Source organism: Salinarimonas sp. (assembly GCF_040111675.1).
GTDB lineage: Bacteria > Pseudomonadota > Alphaproteobacteria > Rhizobiales > Beijerinckiaceae > Salinarimonas.
In genome coordinates this window covers 1,926,415-1,941,235 of sequence record NZ_CP157794.1, presented here as the reverse complement: position 1 = coordinate 1,941,235, position 14,821 = coordinate 1,926,415, and the positions used below count along the sequence as shown (strand labels likewise).

Sequence of the window (14,821 nt, the reverse complement as noted above, 5' to 3'; positions counted from 1 at the left end):
CGTCAGCGGGTCCCGTCTCAATCGAAGCCGAGAAGGTCGAAGATCTCGCGGTCCTTCAGCGAGTCGACGACGAGCGGCTCGGTGCCGTCGAGCATCGTCTGCGCCAACCGAAGGTACTCGTCCTGCGCCGCGATCACATCGGGTTCATCCCCCATCTCGAAGAGCGTGCGCTTGCCGAGCCGCGAGCGGCGGATGGCGTCGAGGTCGGGAAGCCGGCCGAGGATGTTGAGCCCCACCTTGTCGGTGAAGCGCTCGATCTGGTCGGTGGCCGCGGAGCGGTTGGCGATGACGCCGCCGACGCGCACCTCGTAGTTCTTCGACTTCGCCTTGATGGCCTGCACGATGCGGTTCATCGCGAAGATCGAGTCGAAGTCGTTGGCGGTGACGATGATCGCCCGCTCCGCATGCTGGAGCGGCGCCGCGAAGCCGCCGCAGACCACGTCGCCGAGAACGTCGAAGAGGACGACGTCGGTGTCCTCGAGGAGGTGATGCTCCTTGAGGAGCTTCACCGTCTGGCCGACGACGTAGCCGCCGCAGCCGGTGCCCGCGGGCGGGCCGCCGGCCTCGACGCACATCACGCCGTTGGTGCCCTCGAAGACGAAGTCCTCGATGCGCAGCTCCTCGGAATGGAAGTCCACGGTCTCGAGCACGTCGATGACGGTCGGGATCAGCTTCTTCGTCAGCGTGAAGGTCGAATCGTGCTTGGGATCGCAGCCGATCTGCAGCACCCGCTTGCCGAGCTTGGAGAACGCCACCGACAGGTTCGATGAGGTGGTCGACTTGCCGATGCCGCCCTTGCCGTAGACGGCGAAGACCTGGGCCTTCCCCATGTCGAGGCTCGGATCCAGGTGGACCTGCACGCTGCCCTCGCCGTCCGAGCGGCCGAGAGCGGGGCGCCGGGGGACAGGCGCACGGATGTTCAAGGCGGTCACGGGGTCGCTCCTTCGGTGATGCCTTCCAGGCGGTCCTCGAGGGCCTCGCCCGCGGCGCGCAGCGCGGCGAGCGTGGCGGCGTCGGGCGTCCAGTAACGGCGCTCGTGCGCCTCGATGAGGCGGTTGGCCATCTTCACGGACGCCTTCGGGTTGAGCGCGGCCATGCGCTCGCGCATCGCCTCGTCGAGCACGAAGGTCTCGGTGAGGCGCTGGTAGACCCAGTCCTGGACCTGGCCGGTGGTGGCCGACCAGCCCATCGTGTTGGTGACGGAGGCCTCGATCTGGCGCACGCCCTCGTAGCCGTGCTGGAGGAGGCCCTCGTACCATTTGGGGTTCAGCATGCGGGTGCGGGCCTCGAGCGCCACCTGTTCGGTGAGCGTGCGCACCACGTTCTTGCCCTTGGTCTGGTCGCCGATATAGACGGCGACCGGTTTCGCGCCGGGCGCATCGCGGCCGGCCTCGCGGCGGGCCCGGCCGATGGCCTTCGAGATGCCGCCGAGGCTGTCGTAGTATTGATCGACGGTGGTGACGCCCAGCTCCACGGATTCGAGGTTCTGGTAGGCGAGATCCGCCCCCGAGAGCATGGTCTCGAACAGGGCCGGCTCGCGCGTCGTCTTACCGGAGCGGCCGTAGGCGAAGCACTTGCGCCGCGAGAAGGTCTCGGCGAGCTCGTCCTCGTCGTCCCAGGCGCCGGCGTCGATCAGCTGGTTGACGTTGGCCCCGTAGGCGCCGTCGGCGTTGGAGAAGATGCGGAGCGCCGCCGTCTCCAGGTCGCAGCCCTTCTCGGCCATGTAGGCGCGGGCGTGCTTGGCGACAAAGTTCGCCTCGTCCGGCTCGTCCGCGGAGGCGGCGAGCCAGGCGGCCTCGGCCAGCATGCGCGTCTGCAGCGGCATCAGGTCCCGGAAGATGCCCGACAGCGTCGCGACCACGTCGATGCGCGGGCGGCCGAGCTCGGAAAGCGGCTTGAGCGTCGCCCCGCACAGCCGACCGTAGCTGTCGAACTTCGGCAGCGCGCCGATCAGCGCGAGCGCCTGGCCGATGGGGGCGCCCTCGGTCTTGAGCGTGTCGGTCCCCCACAGCACCATCGCCACCGTCTCGGGCATGGCGTTTCCGTCGGCCACGTGGCGGCGGATCAGCTCGTCCGCCTGGCGCGCGCCGTCCTTGACGGCGTAGGCGCTCGGGATGCGGAAGGGGTCGAAACCGTGAATGTTGCGGCCCGTGGGCAGGATCGCCGGCGTGCGCAGGAGATCGCCGCCGGGCGCCGGGCGGACGTAGCCGGCGTCGAGCGCGTGCAGGATGCCGGGCAGCTCGTTGTCGGCGACGAGCGCCGCGTTCACCGCCGCGAGGCGGGTGAGCACGGCGAGATGCTCGGGCGTCACCTCGCCGCGACCGGGCTCGCCCGCCTGGTAGGAGGCCGCGGGCGTCGCGCCGGCGGCGAGCGCCTCGGCGGTGGCGCGCGGCAGGACGATGCCGTCGGAAGCGTCCGCGACGGAGACGAGGAGGTCGGCGCGCTCCGCCTGCGAGGGCGCCCGGCCGACCACGTGCAGGCCGTAGGGGATGAGTGTCGTCTCGTATTCGAGCACCTGCTCCCACAGGCCCGCGATGTCCTCCTCCCCGCTCTCGCCGGGATCGGCGAGGACGAAGTCGAGCTCGCCCGCCTGGGAGCGGATGCTCTGCGCCAGCTCGGAACGCTCGGCGACTTCCTCCGGCGGCAGGGAGCGCCAGCGCTCGACCGAGCCCTTCAGCTCGATCAGCCCGCGATAGAGCCCCGCCTGGGCCACCGGCGGCGTCATGTAGGAGATCAGCGTCGCGGCGGCGCGGCGCTTGGCGATGGTGCCCTCGGAGGGGTTGTTCGCCGCGTAGACGTAGAGGTTCGGCAGATCGCCGATGAGCCGGTCGGGCCAGCAGGCGCCGGAGAGGCCGGACTGCTTGCCGGGCATGAACTCGAGGGCGCCGTGCGTGCCGAAATGCAGCACCGCGTGTGCGCCGAGATCCTCGCGCAGCCAGCGGTAATAGGCCGAGAAGGCGTGCGTCGGCGCGAAGCCCTTCTCGAACAGGAGCCGCATCGGGTCGCCCTCGTAGCCGAAGCCGGGCTGGACGCCGACGAAGACGTTCCCGAAATGCGCGCCGAGAATCAGGATCGAGGCGCCGTCGGAGAGCTGGCGGCCGGGCGCCGGCCCCCATTGCGCCTCGATCTCCGCCAGATGGCGCTCGCGGCGCACGTGGTCGTCGGCGGGGATGCGCGCCGCGACGTTGGCGTCCGCGCCGTATTGCGCGGCGTTGCCCTCGAGGATCGCCGTGCGCAGGGCGTCGACGGTCTCCGGGACCTCGACGGCGTAGCCGGCTTTCTTCAGCGCGCGCAGGGTGTTGTGGAGCGATTCGAAGACCGAGAGGAAAGCGGCCGAGCCCGTCGCGCCGGCATTGGGCGGGAAGTTGAAGAGCGTGATCGCGACCTTGCGGGCGGCCCGCGCGCTGCGGCGCAGCGCGACGAGCTTGCCGACGCGCGCGGCCAGCATGGCGACGCGCTCGGGCTGCGGGCGCATGCAGTCGCCGCACTCGCCCGCGTCCCGCTCCGCCTGCGTGCGGCGGCAATTGGAGCACGCGCCCCCGGCCCCGCGCCCGGCGAAGAGGATCGGCCCGGTCGCGCCGTCGAGCTCGGGGAGCGCCACCGTCATGGTCGCCTCGACGGGCAGGAGGCCGCGATCCGAGCCCTCCCAGGCCGAGAGCGACTGGAACTCGCTCGCCTGCGCCGCGAGGTAGGGCACGTCGAGCCGCGCCAGGATCTCCTCGGCGGCCTTCGAATCGTTGTAGGCCGGCCCGCCGACGAGGGAGAAGCCGGTCAGCGAGACGACGGCGTCCACGGTCGGGCGGCCGTCCGCGTCGAAGAAGAAGCGCTCCATCGCAGGCCGCGCGTCGAGGCCCGCGGCGAAGCAGGGCACCACGTTCAGGCCCTTGGCCTCGAGCGCGCGCACGACGCCGTCGTAATGCGCCGTGTCCTCGGCGACGATGTAGGAACGCAGGCAGACGAGCCCGACCGTGCCGGCGCTCCCCTTGCGCGGCAGCGCCTTGACGCCCTCGCCGATGCGCCCGGCGATGTCCGGATGGTAGACGCCGACCTCGGCCACCTCGACCGGGTCGCCCACCGTCAGCTTGCCGCGCAGCACCTTGCGCGGGCCGTCGGCGTAGCGGTCCACCAGCATGCGGACCAGGTTGGCGACGTTCTCCTCGGAGCCCGCGAGCCAATATTGCAGGCACATCAGGTAGGCGCGCAGGTCCTGCGCGGTGCCGGGGATGAAGCGCAGAATCTGCGGGATGCGGCGCAGGAGCTTGAGCTGGCGCGCGCCCGAATCGCCGGCGCCGGGTGCGCCGTCCTTCTTCGAGCTCTTGGGCCGGAGCTTCTTGAGGAGCGCCATCGGGCCCGAGGCGGGCTTGCCCATGTCGAGCCCGCCCATGCGGGTGAGCTTCGTCACCTCGCCCGCCGACATGCAGGCGACGAGGGCGTCGCAGCGCTCGCGGCGCGCCTCGAGCGCGGGCATCACCGCGCGGATCTGATCCTCCAGGAACATCATCGCGCACAGCACGATGTCGGCGCGAGCGATGTCGTCGCGGGCGCGAGCCACTGCGGCGGGATCGCCCTCCCAGTCAGTGGCGCAATGGACCGTGAGCGACAGGCCCGGCATGTCGCGCGCCAAGGTCTTGCGGGCGCGCGCGATCGGCCCGGCGAGGTGGTTGTCGAGGGTGACGATTGTGAAGCGCAGCGGCACCGCCCCGGGCGGAGCCGCCGCGGCGGCCCGCTCCGGGCAGGACGGGGCCGGCGCCTCGAGCGCCGGAACCGTCAGGTCGTTGCGTTCAGCGACTGAAGTGAGCCTTAGCATCGTAGATCGTCTCGACGGTGATCGACGCGAGCCCGCGCTCCTGCGCGAAGCGTTCCGTGTTGCGGCGGGCCTTGCCGCGCACGAAGAAGGGGATCTTGCCGAGCTCCTTCTCCGCCTCCGGCGTCCAGCCGACGCCCGCCTCGGCCGGGCGCTCCAGCACGGCCGTATCGGCCGCGGAAGCGGGCGCGGCGGCCTCGGCGACAGCGGGCGCCGGCTCGGGGCGGGCGACGGCGTGCTCGGAGGCGAGGTGCGAGGGCACGGCGGAGTCGTTGAACTCGAAATCGTCGCGGAACATCGCGAGCAGGTGCTCCTCGAGCCCCATCACGAGCGGGTGGACGAAGGTGTCGAACACGACGTTCGCCCCCTCGAAGCCCATCTGCGGCGAGTAGCGGGCCGGGAAGTCCTGGACGTGGACGGGCGCGGAGATCACCGCGCAGGCGATGCCGAGCCGCTTGGCGATGTGGCGCTCCATCTGCGTGCCGAGCACGAGCTCCGGCGCGAGCGCCGTGATCGCGTCCTCGACCTCGAGATGGTCGTCCGTGATCAGCGCCTCGAGGCCGAGGCGTTCCGCCTGCGCGCGCACCTCGCGGGCGAGCTCGCGGGAATAGGTGCCGAGCCCCACCACCTCGAAGCCGAGCTCCTCGGCGGCGATGCGCGCGGCGGCGATGGCGTGCGTGGCGTCGCCGAAGACGAAGACCCGCTTGCCGGTGAGATAGTTCGAATCGACCGAGCGCGACCACCAGGGCAGCCGCCCGGCGCCCTCGGCGAGCACGTCGGCGACGTCGAGGCCCGACAGCGCGCCGATCTCGGTGATGAACTCGCGCGTGGCGTTCACGCCGATAGGCACGGTCTTGGTGAAGGGCTGCCGGCAGACGCGCTCGAGATGGCGCGCCACGGGGCCCGCGATCTCGGGATACATGACGACGTTGAAGTCCGCCTCGCCGAGCCGCGCGATGTCGCGGGCGCGGGCCGTGAGCGGCGCCACCGCGTTGACCCGCACGCCGATTCGCGCCAGCAGCCGGCGGATCTCCTCGAGATCGTCGCGATGGCGGAAGCCGAGCGCGGTGGGCCCGAGGATGTTGCAGGAGGGCTGAGCGTCCGGATCGCGGGCGCCCTCGCGGGGCCGCGCCAGGGCGCGCACCAGCTGGAGGAAGGTCTCCGCCGCGCCCCAGTTCTCCTTGCGCTGGTAGGAGGGCAGCTCCAGCGGCACGACCGGCACCGGCAGGTTCAGCGCCTTGGCGAGCCCGCCCGGATCGTCCTGGATCAGCTCGGCCGTGCAGGAGGCGCCCACCAGCATCAGCTCGGGGTCGAAGCGCTCGTAGGCCTCCCGCGCCGCGTCCTTGAAGATCTCGGCCGTGTCGGCGCCGAGGTCGCGCGCCTGGAAGGTGGTGTAGGTCACCGGCGGGCGATGGTCGCGCCGCTCGATCATGGTGAAGAGCAGGTCCGCGTAGGTGTCGCCCTGCGGCGCGTGCAGCACGTAGTGCACGCCTTCCATCGCGGTGGCGACGCGCATCGCGCCGACATGCGGGGGAGCCTCGTAGGTCCAGACCGTGAGCTTCATCGCCTCACACCTTCAGCTTTTCGCGGCGCACGAGCGGGCGGGCGAAGAGGCCGGAGAGATCGGCCGCCTGGTCGTAGCCGTGGATCGGGGTGAACAGGAGCTCGATCGACCACTTGGTCGCGAGCCCCTCCGCCTCGAGCGGGTTGGCGAGGCCGAGCCCGCACACCGTGATGTCGGGGGCGGCCTCGCGGCAGCGGTCGAGCTGCCGGTCGACGTGCTGGCCCTCGACGATCGAGAGCCCGTCGGGCAGGAGCGCGAGCTCCTCGGCCATGTGCTGCCGGTGCAGGTAGGGCGTGCCGACCTCGACGAGCTCCATGCCGAGCTCGCGGTTCAGGAACCGCGCGATCGGCACCTCGAGCTGCGAATCGGGGAAGAAGAAGATCCGTCTGCCGGCGAGCCGCGCGCGGTCGCGCTCCAGCGCCGCACGGCCGCGGGCGATCATCGGCGCGGTGACGCGCTCGAACAGGGCGGGGTCGACGCCGAACTCGTCCGCCGCCGCCTTCAGCCAGGCGGTGGTGCCCTCGACGCCCAGCGGGAACGGCGCGGGAAGCCGCGTCGCGCCGCGAGCCTCGAGCGCGCGGGCCGTGTCCGCCAGGAAAGGCTGGGCGAGGAGCATGCGCGTCCCCTCCCCCACCGGCGGCAGGTCGCCCGCCTTGCGCATCGGCAGGAAGCGCGCGGGAATGCCGAGCGCCGCGAAGCTGCGCGCGAACTGGTCCTCGACCACGTCCGCCAGGGCCCCGACGACGAGGAGCTCCTTCGTCTGCGGCTCCGCCCGCGGCAGCGTCGGCACGAGGGACGCGAGGCAGGCGTCCTCGCCCTGCGTGAAAGTGGTCTCGATGCCCGACCCCGAATAGGCGAGCACCCGCACGTCGGGCAGGAACTGCGCGGAGAGCCGCTGGGCGGCCCGCGCGAGATCGAGCTTGATCACCTCGGAGGGGCAGGAGCCCACGAGGAAGAGCATCTTGATGTCCGGCCGGCGCGCGAGCAGCCGCTCGACGCAGGCGTCGAGCTCGTCGTTGGCGTCGGCGATGCCGGCGAGGTCGCGGTCGTCGATGATGGCGGTGGCGAACCGCGGCTCGGCGAAGATCATCACGCCCGCCGCCGACTGCATCAGGTGCGCGCAGGTGCGCGAGCCGACGATGAGGAAGAAGGCGTCCTGGATCTTGCGGTGCATCCAGATGATGCCGGTGAGCCCGCAGAAGACCTCGCGCTGGCCGCGCTCGGCGCGTACGCTCGGCCCCGCGCCCGGCGCCGCCGGAGCGTCGGCGCAGCCGGCGGGAGCCGGACGACGCGTCTCGTCGACGAGGACGTGGCTGGACGGAACGTGACGATTCATCGTGCGGCCTCCCCGATGGCGGCGGTCCCGGCGAGGGCGGCGCCCTCGCGCGCCTCCTGCAGCCGCGCCGCACGCAGCTTCAGGACGAACTGCACGGCGTTGACGACGTAGGCGGCATAAGCAGCGAGCGCGAGCAGCATTTCGCCGCGCGATCCGAGCAGATCGGTGAACAACGCCAGAAGATAGAACGTGTGCAGGGCGATAACGCCGAACGAGACCACGTCCTCCCAGAAGAACGGCTCGGCGAAGAGGTACACGCCGAAGACTTCCTTCTCCCAGATAGCGCCCGTGATCATGATCGTGTAGAGCGTAAATGTCTTCACCACGATCGAGATCGTCGCCAGCCAGTAACCCTCACCCGTCATCAAGTAACGCGCGATGAGCGCGATGCTGGCGAGGCACACGAGGAACTGTACCGGGGCCAGGACGCCCTGCACCGTCGTCCACGGCGAGGAGTCGCGGCGGCGCCGCTCTTCCGGCGTGTACAATCCCCGTCGGCGCATCTCGGCGTCGGGGCGACGCATGGCGGTCCTCCCTGGAACGGCGCGTTTTCTTACCATCGGAGGCTAGGGAGGGGCTCCAAAAGTGTCAACCTAAATTGACGTCAATCCCGCCTCACAACAAACACGGTCAGGTTAAGTGCGTAGCTTCGACCCTCTTGCGTCCGTTGTGTCGAGGGCCCTATGATCTGCGCCAGTTCAGCGAAGCTCTTCGACCCGAAAAAGCATAAGAAAACAGAGGTTTTCGAGCCTCACCGTGTTGGACGCCGAGACAGAGGGAGGGTGTCCATGGCCATCCTGAAGGAGGCGATCGCTTCGGCGAAGGAGGCTTCCGCCGACGGCGGCGGGGCCGTCGAAGACCGATCCGCGCGTCGCGGTCCGGGCGAGAAGCGCGGGCAGACGGGCCGGTCGGAGGCGGGGCGCAGGGATGCGCTGTCGCGCACGATCGAAGCCGAGATCATCCCGCGCCTGATGCTGGTCCACGCGTCCGAAGAGTGCGATTCGCGCTCGGAGCGGGACGCGCTGCCCACGCGGGAAGAGGTGTCGGAGCTCGCCGCGCTCGTCCTCGAGCACGAGGTCGAGGTCGCCGCCTCCTACGTCGCGGTGCTGCGCGCCCGCGGCGTCACGCTGGAGACGGTCTTCCTGCATCTGCTCGCCCCGGCGGCGCAGCGGCTCGACGAGCTCTGGCGGGAGGACAAGGCGGATTTCTGCGACGTGACGATCGCGCTCTCGCGGCTGCAGCAGCTCCTTCGGGAGCTCAGCGCGCCCTTCGAGGCCGAAGGCGAGCCCTCGGCGGAGGAGAAGCGTGCGCTCCTCTGCTCGGCGCCGGGCGAAACGCACACGTTCGGCGTGGCCATCGTCGAAGAGTTCCTGCGGCGAGCGGGCTGGGACGTCGCCTGCGCGCCCGGAGCGAACGTAGCGGAAATCGGCCGGCTCGCAGGTCGAGACTGGTTCGACGTCGTCGGTTTCTCGTTGAGCTGCGAAGGCTTGCTCCCGGAGCTTGCCTCGGTTATCGACGTCGTCAGGCGCCGTTCCCGAAATCCGCGTGTCGGCGTTCTCGTGGGGGGCCGATACTTCAACGAACACCCAGAAAGCGCCGCGCTGGTCGGCGCGGATCACGTGGCGTTCGATGGCCTGGACGCAGTCAGGAAGGCGCAACGCTGGGCGGGAGGCGTGGCGCGGGCTCGGTGAGGACTCGGCTTGGAACAAGGATCGCAGCGCCCGATGGACACTCCCTTGGCTTCCGAGGGCCTGCGACAGTTCCGGGCCCCTCAGACGTCGCTCGGCGACGTCGACGCCGCGAGCGCGGCGCGGCTGATCGCGGCCACCAGCGATCTCGCCCTCGTCCTCGGCCCGGACGGCGTGATCGAGGACGTGGCCGTCGGCTCGCGCGAGCTCGAGGCCGAGGAATGCGGCCGCTGGGTGGGCCGGCGCTGGATCGAGACCGTCACTCCCGAGAGCCGCGAGAAGATCGAAGCGCTTCTGCGCAACGCGTCCTCGGACAAGGACCGGCTCTGGCGCCAGGTCAACCACCCGCTGCCCACCGGCCCCGACCTGCCGATCCTCTATTCCGCCGTGGATTTCGGGCACAACGGCCGCATCGTCGCGGTGGGCCGCGACCTGCGCGGCGTCGCCGCCCTGCAGCGCAAGCTCGTCGACGCCCAGGCCGCGATGGAGCGAGAATACGCGCACCTGCGCAGCGCCGAGACGCGCTACCGCCTGCTGTTCCAGATCGCCTCCGAGGCCGTGCTCGTCGTCGACGCCGCGACGCGGCGCGTGAGCGAAGCGAACCCCGCCGCCACAGAGCTCGTCGCCGCCGCGGGCCCCCTCCCCGGGCGGCCGCTGGCTCAGCTCTTCGCGCCGGAGAGCGCCGGCGCGCTCGAGGATCTGCTCACCTCGGCACGCTCCGCGGGCCGCTCGGACGAGGCCCGCCTGCGCCTCGCCGACGGGCGCGAGGCGACCGCCTCGGCCTCCGTCTTCCGGCAGGACCGCGTCACGCACTTCCTGCTGCGGCTCTCGCCGCCGGCCGGTGCGGCGGGCGCGCTCGCGGCCTCGCGCCGGCGGGTGCTGCGCGTCGTCGAGCGCCTGCCGGACGCGATCGTCGTCACCGATTCGGACCGGCGCATCCTCACGGCCAACGCCGCCTTCCTCGATCTCGTCCAGCTCGCCACCGAGGAACAGGCCCGCGGCGAGCCGCTCGATCGCTGGCTCGGCCGCTCGAGCGTCGACTGCAACGTGCTCGCCGCGAGCGTGCGCGAGCACGGCGCGGTGAAGCGATTCGGCACCGTGGTGCAGGGCGAGTACGGCCTCGTCGAGGACGTCGAGGTCTCGGCCGTGCTGGCGCCGGAGACGGACGATTCCTATTACGGCTTCGCCATCCGCCCCACCGGCCCGCGGCCGATGGCGACGATCGGGACCGGCGCGCCCGAGCTGCCGCATTCGGTGGCGCAGATGAAGGAGCTCGTCGGGCGGGTCTCGCTCAAGGAGCTCGTGCGCGAGACGACCGACGTGATCGAGAAGCTGTGCATCGAGGCGGCCCTCGATCTCACCGGCGACAATCGCGCCTCCGCCGCCGAGATGCTGGGTCTCTCGCGCCAGAGCTTCTACGCCAAGCTGCGCCGCCACGGCCTGGGCGACCTCGACCACGAGGATTGAGGCCGCACCCGAGTTGACACACGTAAGTGTCAATTCTGATTGACGCGGCGCGCGACCGGACTAGCATCTCCGGCATGACGCGACCGGCCATCCTCTCCTTCACCGAGCTCCTGAAGCCCATCACGTGGTTCGCGCCCATGTGGGCGTTCGCCTGCGGGGTGGTCTCCTCCGGCGTCGCCGCGGACACGCGCTGGCCCGTGATCCTGGCCGGCGTGGTGCTGGCGGGGCCCCTCGTCTGCGCCGCGAGCCAGGCGGTCAACGACTGGTACGACCGCCACGTCGACGCCATCAACGAGCCGAACCGGCCGATTCCCTCCGGGCGCATTCCCGGTTCCTGGGGCTTCTACATCGCCGTGATCTGGACGGCCTTGTCGTTCCTCGTCGCCTTCATGCTGGGGCCCGTCGTGCTGCTCGCCGGGGTGATCGGTCTCGCCCTCGCCTGGGCCTATTCCGCCCCGCCCTTCCGGCTGAAGCAGAACGGCTGGTGGGGCAATTCCGCGGTGGCGATCTCCTACGAGGGCCTGCCCTGGTTCACCGGCGCCGCCATCATGGCCGCGGCCTTCCCGGACTGGCGCATCGTCGTCGTGGCCCTGCTCTATTCCTTCGGCGCGCACGGCATCATGACGCTGAACGATTTCAAGTCGGTGGAGGGCGACAAGCGGGAGGGCGTCGATTCGCTCCCCGTCATGCTCGGCGTCGACCGCGCCGCGCGCCTCGCCTGCGTGGTCATGGCCGCGCCGCAGGTCGTCGTGATCGCGCTGCTCCTCGTCTGGGGCGCGCCGTGGCACGCCCTCGCGGTCACGGCGCTCCTCGCCGCTCAGGTGGCGCTGATGGGCAAGCTCGTCGCCAACCCGCGCGAGAAGGCCGCCTGGTACAACGCCACCGGCACGACGCTCTACGTGCTCGGCATGCTCGTCACCGCCTTCGCCCTGCGCGGGCTCGGCCCGGTCGGCGCCTGAGGAGAACGCCCCCATGATCGCCTCCTCCGGCAGCGCCCCCCTCTCCTGGCTCGGCATCGTCCGGCTCGGCCTCGTCCAGGCCTCCCTCGGCGCCATCGTGGTGATCACCACCTCGACGCTCAACCGCGTCATGGTGGTGGAGCTCGCGCTCGCCGCGACGCTGCCCGGGCTGCTCGTCGGCCTGCACTACGCCGTGCAGCTGCTGCGCCCGAAATGGGGCCACGGCTCCGATATCGGCGGGCGGCGCACGCCCTGGATCGTCGGCGGCATGGCGGCGCTCGCCGCGGGCGCCGTCCTCGCCGCGCTCGCGACCGCGCTCGCGGCGACGAACCTCGTCGGCGGCATCGCGCTCTCGACCCTCGCCTTCGGGATCATCGGCGTCGGCGTCGGCGCGTCGGGCACCTCGCTCCTGGCCCTTCTCGCCGAGCGCGTCGCGCCCGCGCGCCAGGCCTCGGCCGCGGCGATCGTCTGGATCATGATGATCGCGGGCTTCATCGTCACGGCCGGCACGGCCGGGCACTTCCTCGATCCGTTCTCGATGACGCGCCTCGTCGCGGTGACGGCGGGCGTCTCGGGAATAGCCTTCGTCGTCACCTGCCTCGCCGTCCTCGGCGTCGAGGGCGCGCGGGCCTCCCGCAAGGCGGCCGACGGCGCGCCGAAAGTCCCGTTCCGTCAGGCCCTGGCCGAGGTCTGGGCCGAGCCGACGGCCCGGCGCTTCACCGTCTTCGTCTTCGTCTCGATGCTGGCCTATTCGGCGCAGGACCTCATCCTCGAGCCCTTCGCGGGCGCCGTCTTCGCGATGACGCCGGGCGAATCGACCCAGCTGTCCGGCGTCCAGAACGCGGGCGTGCTCGCCGGCATGATCCTCACGGGGCTCTTCGGCGGCGGCTTTCGCGAGGGCGGGCCCTCGCGCCTGCATCTTTGGGCCATCGGCGGCTGCCTGATCTCCGCGGCGGCGCTCGTCGGCCTCGCCTTCGGCGGCGCGCTCGGGACGGTCTGGCCGCTCCACGCCAACGTCGCCGTTCTCGGCTTCGGCAACGGCGTCTTCGCGGTGGCCGCCATCGGCTCGATGATGCGCCTCGCCCGAGACGGCGCGGCCAATCGCGAGGGTACCCGCGTGGGCCTGTGGGGCGCGGCGCAGGGCGTCGCCTTCGGGCTCGGCGGCCTCGTCGGCACCATCGCCGTCGATCTCGGACGCCTCGTCGCCGATACGGCGGCGGGCGCCTATTCGAGCGTGTTCCTCGGCGAGGCGGTGCTGTTCCTCGTCTCCGCCGTCCTCGCGGCGCGCGTCATGAGCGGGCGCGCGACCATCGCCCCGGCCCCGCGCCGCATCGCAACCCCCGCCGTCGCCCCGCGCGGCGAGGCGCTCACCGAACGGGAGATCGCGCCGTCATGACGACAGAGACGAAGACCGAGACCCTCGGTGCGCCCGCCGCGGCGCACTCCGCCATTCCCTCGGCGGAGCGCACCTACGACGTCGTCGTGGTCGGCGGCGGGCCCGCCGGCGCGACGGCCGCGACCGACCTCGCCCGCGCCGGGCGCGACGTGCTCCTGCTCGACCGCGCGGGCCGCATCAAGCCCTGCGGCGGCGCGATCCCGCCGCGGCTGATCCGCGACTTCGCCATCCCCGACGGCATCCTGTGCGCCCGCATCTCCGGCGCGCGGATGATCGCGCCCTCCGACAGGCGGGTCGACATGCCGATCGAGGACGGCTTCGTCGGCATGGTCGATCGCGAGGTCTTCGACGAATGGCTGCGCGAGCGCGCCGCGGCGAACGGCGCCGAGCGCCGGGCGGGCACGTTCGAGACCCTCACCCGCGATCCCGACGGGACGGCGCGGGTGCACTGGAAGCTCCCGACCAAGGACGGCGGCGGCGCGGTCAGCGTGCGCGCCCGCGCCGTGATCGGCGCCGACGGCGCCAACTCGGCGGTGGCCCGCGAGGCCGTGCCCCAGCGCGGGCCGATTCCCTTCGTCTTCGCCTATCACGAGATCGTCGAGGCGCCCGAGGAGGGCGCGGCGGACTACGAGGCGAACCGCTGCGACGTGTTCTACCAGGGCAAGCTCTCGCCGGACTTCTACGCCTGGGTCTTCCCGCACGGGAAATCCGCCTCGATCGGGGTGGGCTCCATGCACAAGGGCTTCGGCCTGAAGGAGGCGGTGGCGGAGCTGCGCGGCAACACGAAGCTCGACGGCGTACGCACCATCCGCAAGGAGGGCGCGCCGATCCCGCTCCATCCCGCGAAGAAGTGGGACAACGGCCGCGACGTGATTCTCGCCGGCGACGCCGCCGGCGTCGTGGCGCCGGCCTCGGGCGAGGGTATCTACTACGCCATGGTGGGCGGGCGCCTCGCGGGCGAGGCGGTCGAGGCCTATCTCGAGACCGGCCGCTCCAAGGCGCTGGCGGGCGCGCGCAAGGCCTTCATGAAGGCGCATGGCCGGGTTTTCTTCATCCTGGGGATCATGCAGCGCTTCTGGTACGTCAACGACAAGCGTCGCGAGCGATTCGTCTCGATCTGCCGCGACGCGGACGTGCAGCGCCTGACCTGGCAGGCCTACATGAACAAGGAACTCGTGCGCCGCGATCCGATGGCGCATATCCGCATCTTCTTCAAGGACCTGGCTCACCTGTTCGGCCTCGTGCGGCCGTGATCGACTTCGTCGCGTCCGGCCGGGTCTTCGATCTGGTCTTCGCGATCCTGGCGCTGGAAGGGATCGCGCTACTCGCGCTCTCGCTGCTCCCCCGGGCGAGGGCGCGTATCCTGCCCGAGGGCCGCGCCCCGACGCCTCGCGATCTCGCGGGGTTCGTGGTCGCGGGCCTCGGGCTTTCGATCGCGGCGCGGGCCGCGATCCAAGGTCAATCCTGGACGATCGTCGCCGCCGGGCTGACGATCGCCTTCCTCGCGCATGTCTACGACCTGCGAAGACGCTGGCGCGCGCGGTCGTGATCGCGCCGCGACTTCCCGCGCGCGGGGCCGATTTCGCCCATGACTAAGCGTGATCCCG

Annotated in this window: 11 protein-coding genes; 6 read left to right on the top strand and 5 right to left on the bottom strand. The window is 71.4% G+C overall.

Annotated features, from left to right (window positions below; genetic code table 11):
- Window positions 1–17 precede the first annotated feature (17 nt).
- Genes bchL through bchF form a run of 5 tightly spaced genes read right to left on the bottom strand, consistent with a single transcriptional unit; the run spans window position 18 to window position 8,228 of the window.
- Entirely contained in the window at window positions 18–932 is a 915-nt protein-coding gene (gene bchL / locus ABL310_RS09035; RefSeq protein ID WP_374730381.1) for a ferredoxin:protochlorophyllide reductase (ATP-dependent) iron-sulfur ATP-binding protein, read from the bottom strand.
- The gene (locus tag ABL310_RS09030) at window positions 929–4,807 is read right to left on the bottom strand and encodes a magnesium chelatase subunit H (protein ID WP_349371344.1); all 3,879 of its coding nucleotides are present in this window, start codon (window positions 4,805–4,807) and stop codon (window positions 929–931) included. The genes bchL and ABL310_RS09030 overlap by 4 nt, the downstream gene beginning before the upstream one ends.
- Window positions 4,782–6,368: a ferredoxin:protochlorophyllide reductase (ATP-dependent) subunit B gene (gene bchB, locus ABL310_RS09025; protein WP_349371343.1), complete on the bottom strand. Its 1,587-nt coding sequence runs from the start codon at window positions 6,366–6,368 to the stop codon at window positions 4,782–4,784. The genes ABL310_RS09030 and bchB overlap by 26 nt, the downstream gene beginning before the upstream one ends.
- Before the next feature lie 4 nt (window positions 6,369–6,372).
- On the bottom strand, window positions 6,373–7,704 hold the full coding sequence (locus ABL310_RS09020) for a ferredoxin:protochlorophyllide reductase (ATP-dependent) subunit N (RefSeq protein WP_349371342.1): 1,332 nt from the start codon (window positions 7,702–7,704) through the stop codon (window positions 6,373–6,375).
- The gene (gene bchF, locus ABL310_RS09015) at window positions 7,701–8,228 is read right to left on the bottom strand and encodes a 2-vinyl bacteriochlorophyllide hydratase (RefSeq protein ID WP_349371341.1); all 528 of its coding nucleotides are present in this window, start codon (window positions 8,226–8,228) and stop codon (window positions 7,701–7,703) included. The genes ABL310_RS09020 and bchF overlap by 4 nt, the downstream gene beginning before the upstream one ends.
- Window positions 8,229–8,492: 264 nt before the next feature.
- Between bchF and ABL310_RS09010 the strand changes: the two genes are divergently transcribed.
- From ABL310_RS09010 to ABL310_RS08985, 6 genes are all read left to right on the top strand, one after another.
- Window positions 8,493–9,395 carry a cobalamin B12-binding domain-containing protein gene (locus tag ABL310_RS09010; protein ID WP_349371340.1) on the top strand — a complete coding sequence of 301 codons (903 nt, stop codon included), beginning with the start codon at window positions 8,493–8,495 and terminating at the stop codon, window positions 9,393–9,395.
- Between the two features lie 33 nt (window positions 9,396–9,428).
- Window positions 9,429–10,859, top strand: coding sequence for a transcriptional regulator PpsR (gene ppsR / locus ABL310_RS09005; protein WP_349371339.1), 1,431 nt, complete (start codon window positions 9,429–9,431; stop codon window positions 10,857–10,859).
- 74 nt (window positions 10,860–10,933) lie between these two features.
- Window positions 10,934–11,818 carry a chlorophyll synthase ChlG gene (chlG, locus tag ABL310_RS09000; protein ID WP_349371338.1) on the top strand — a complete coding sequence of 295 codons (885 nt, stop codon included), beginning with the start codon at window positions 10,934–10,936 and terminating at the stop codon, window positions 11,816–11,818.
- A 13-nt stretch (window positions 11,819–11,831) separates the two neighbouring features.
- Window positions 11,832–13,214, top strand: coding sequence for a BCD family MFS transporter (locus ABL310_RS08995; RefSeq protein ID WP_349371337.1), 1,383 nt, complete (start codon window positions 11,832–11,834; stop codon window positions 13,212–13,214).
- Between the two features lie 53 nt (window positions 13,215–13,267).
- Complete coding sequence (locus tag ABL310_RS08990; protein WP_349372027.1) at window positions 13,268–14,467, top strand: geranylgeranyl diphosphate reductase; 1,200 nt, start codon at window positions 13,268–13,270, stop codon at window positions 14,465–14,467.
- Window positions 14,464–14,763 carry a hypothetical protein gene (locus ABL310_RS08985; protein WP_349371336.1) on the top strand — a complete coding sequence of 100 codons (300 nt, stop codon included), beginning with the start codon at window positions 14,464–14,466 and terminating at the stop codon, window positions 14,761–14,763. Before ABL310_RS08990 ends, ABL310_RS08985 begins: the two co-directional genes overlap by 4 nt.
- Window positions 14,764–14,821 lie beyond the last annotated feature (58 nt).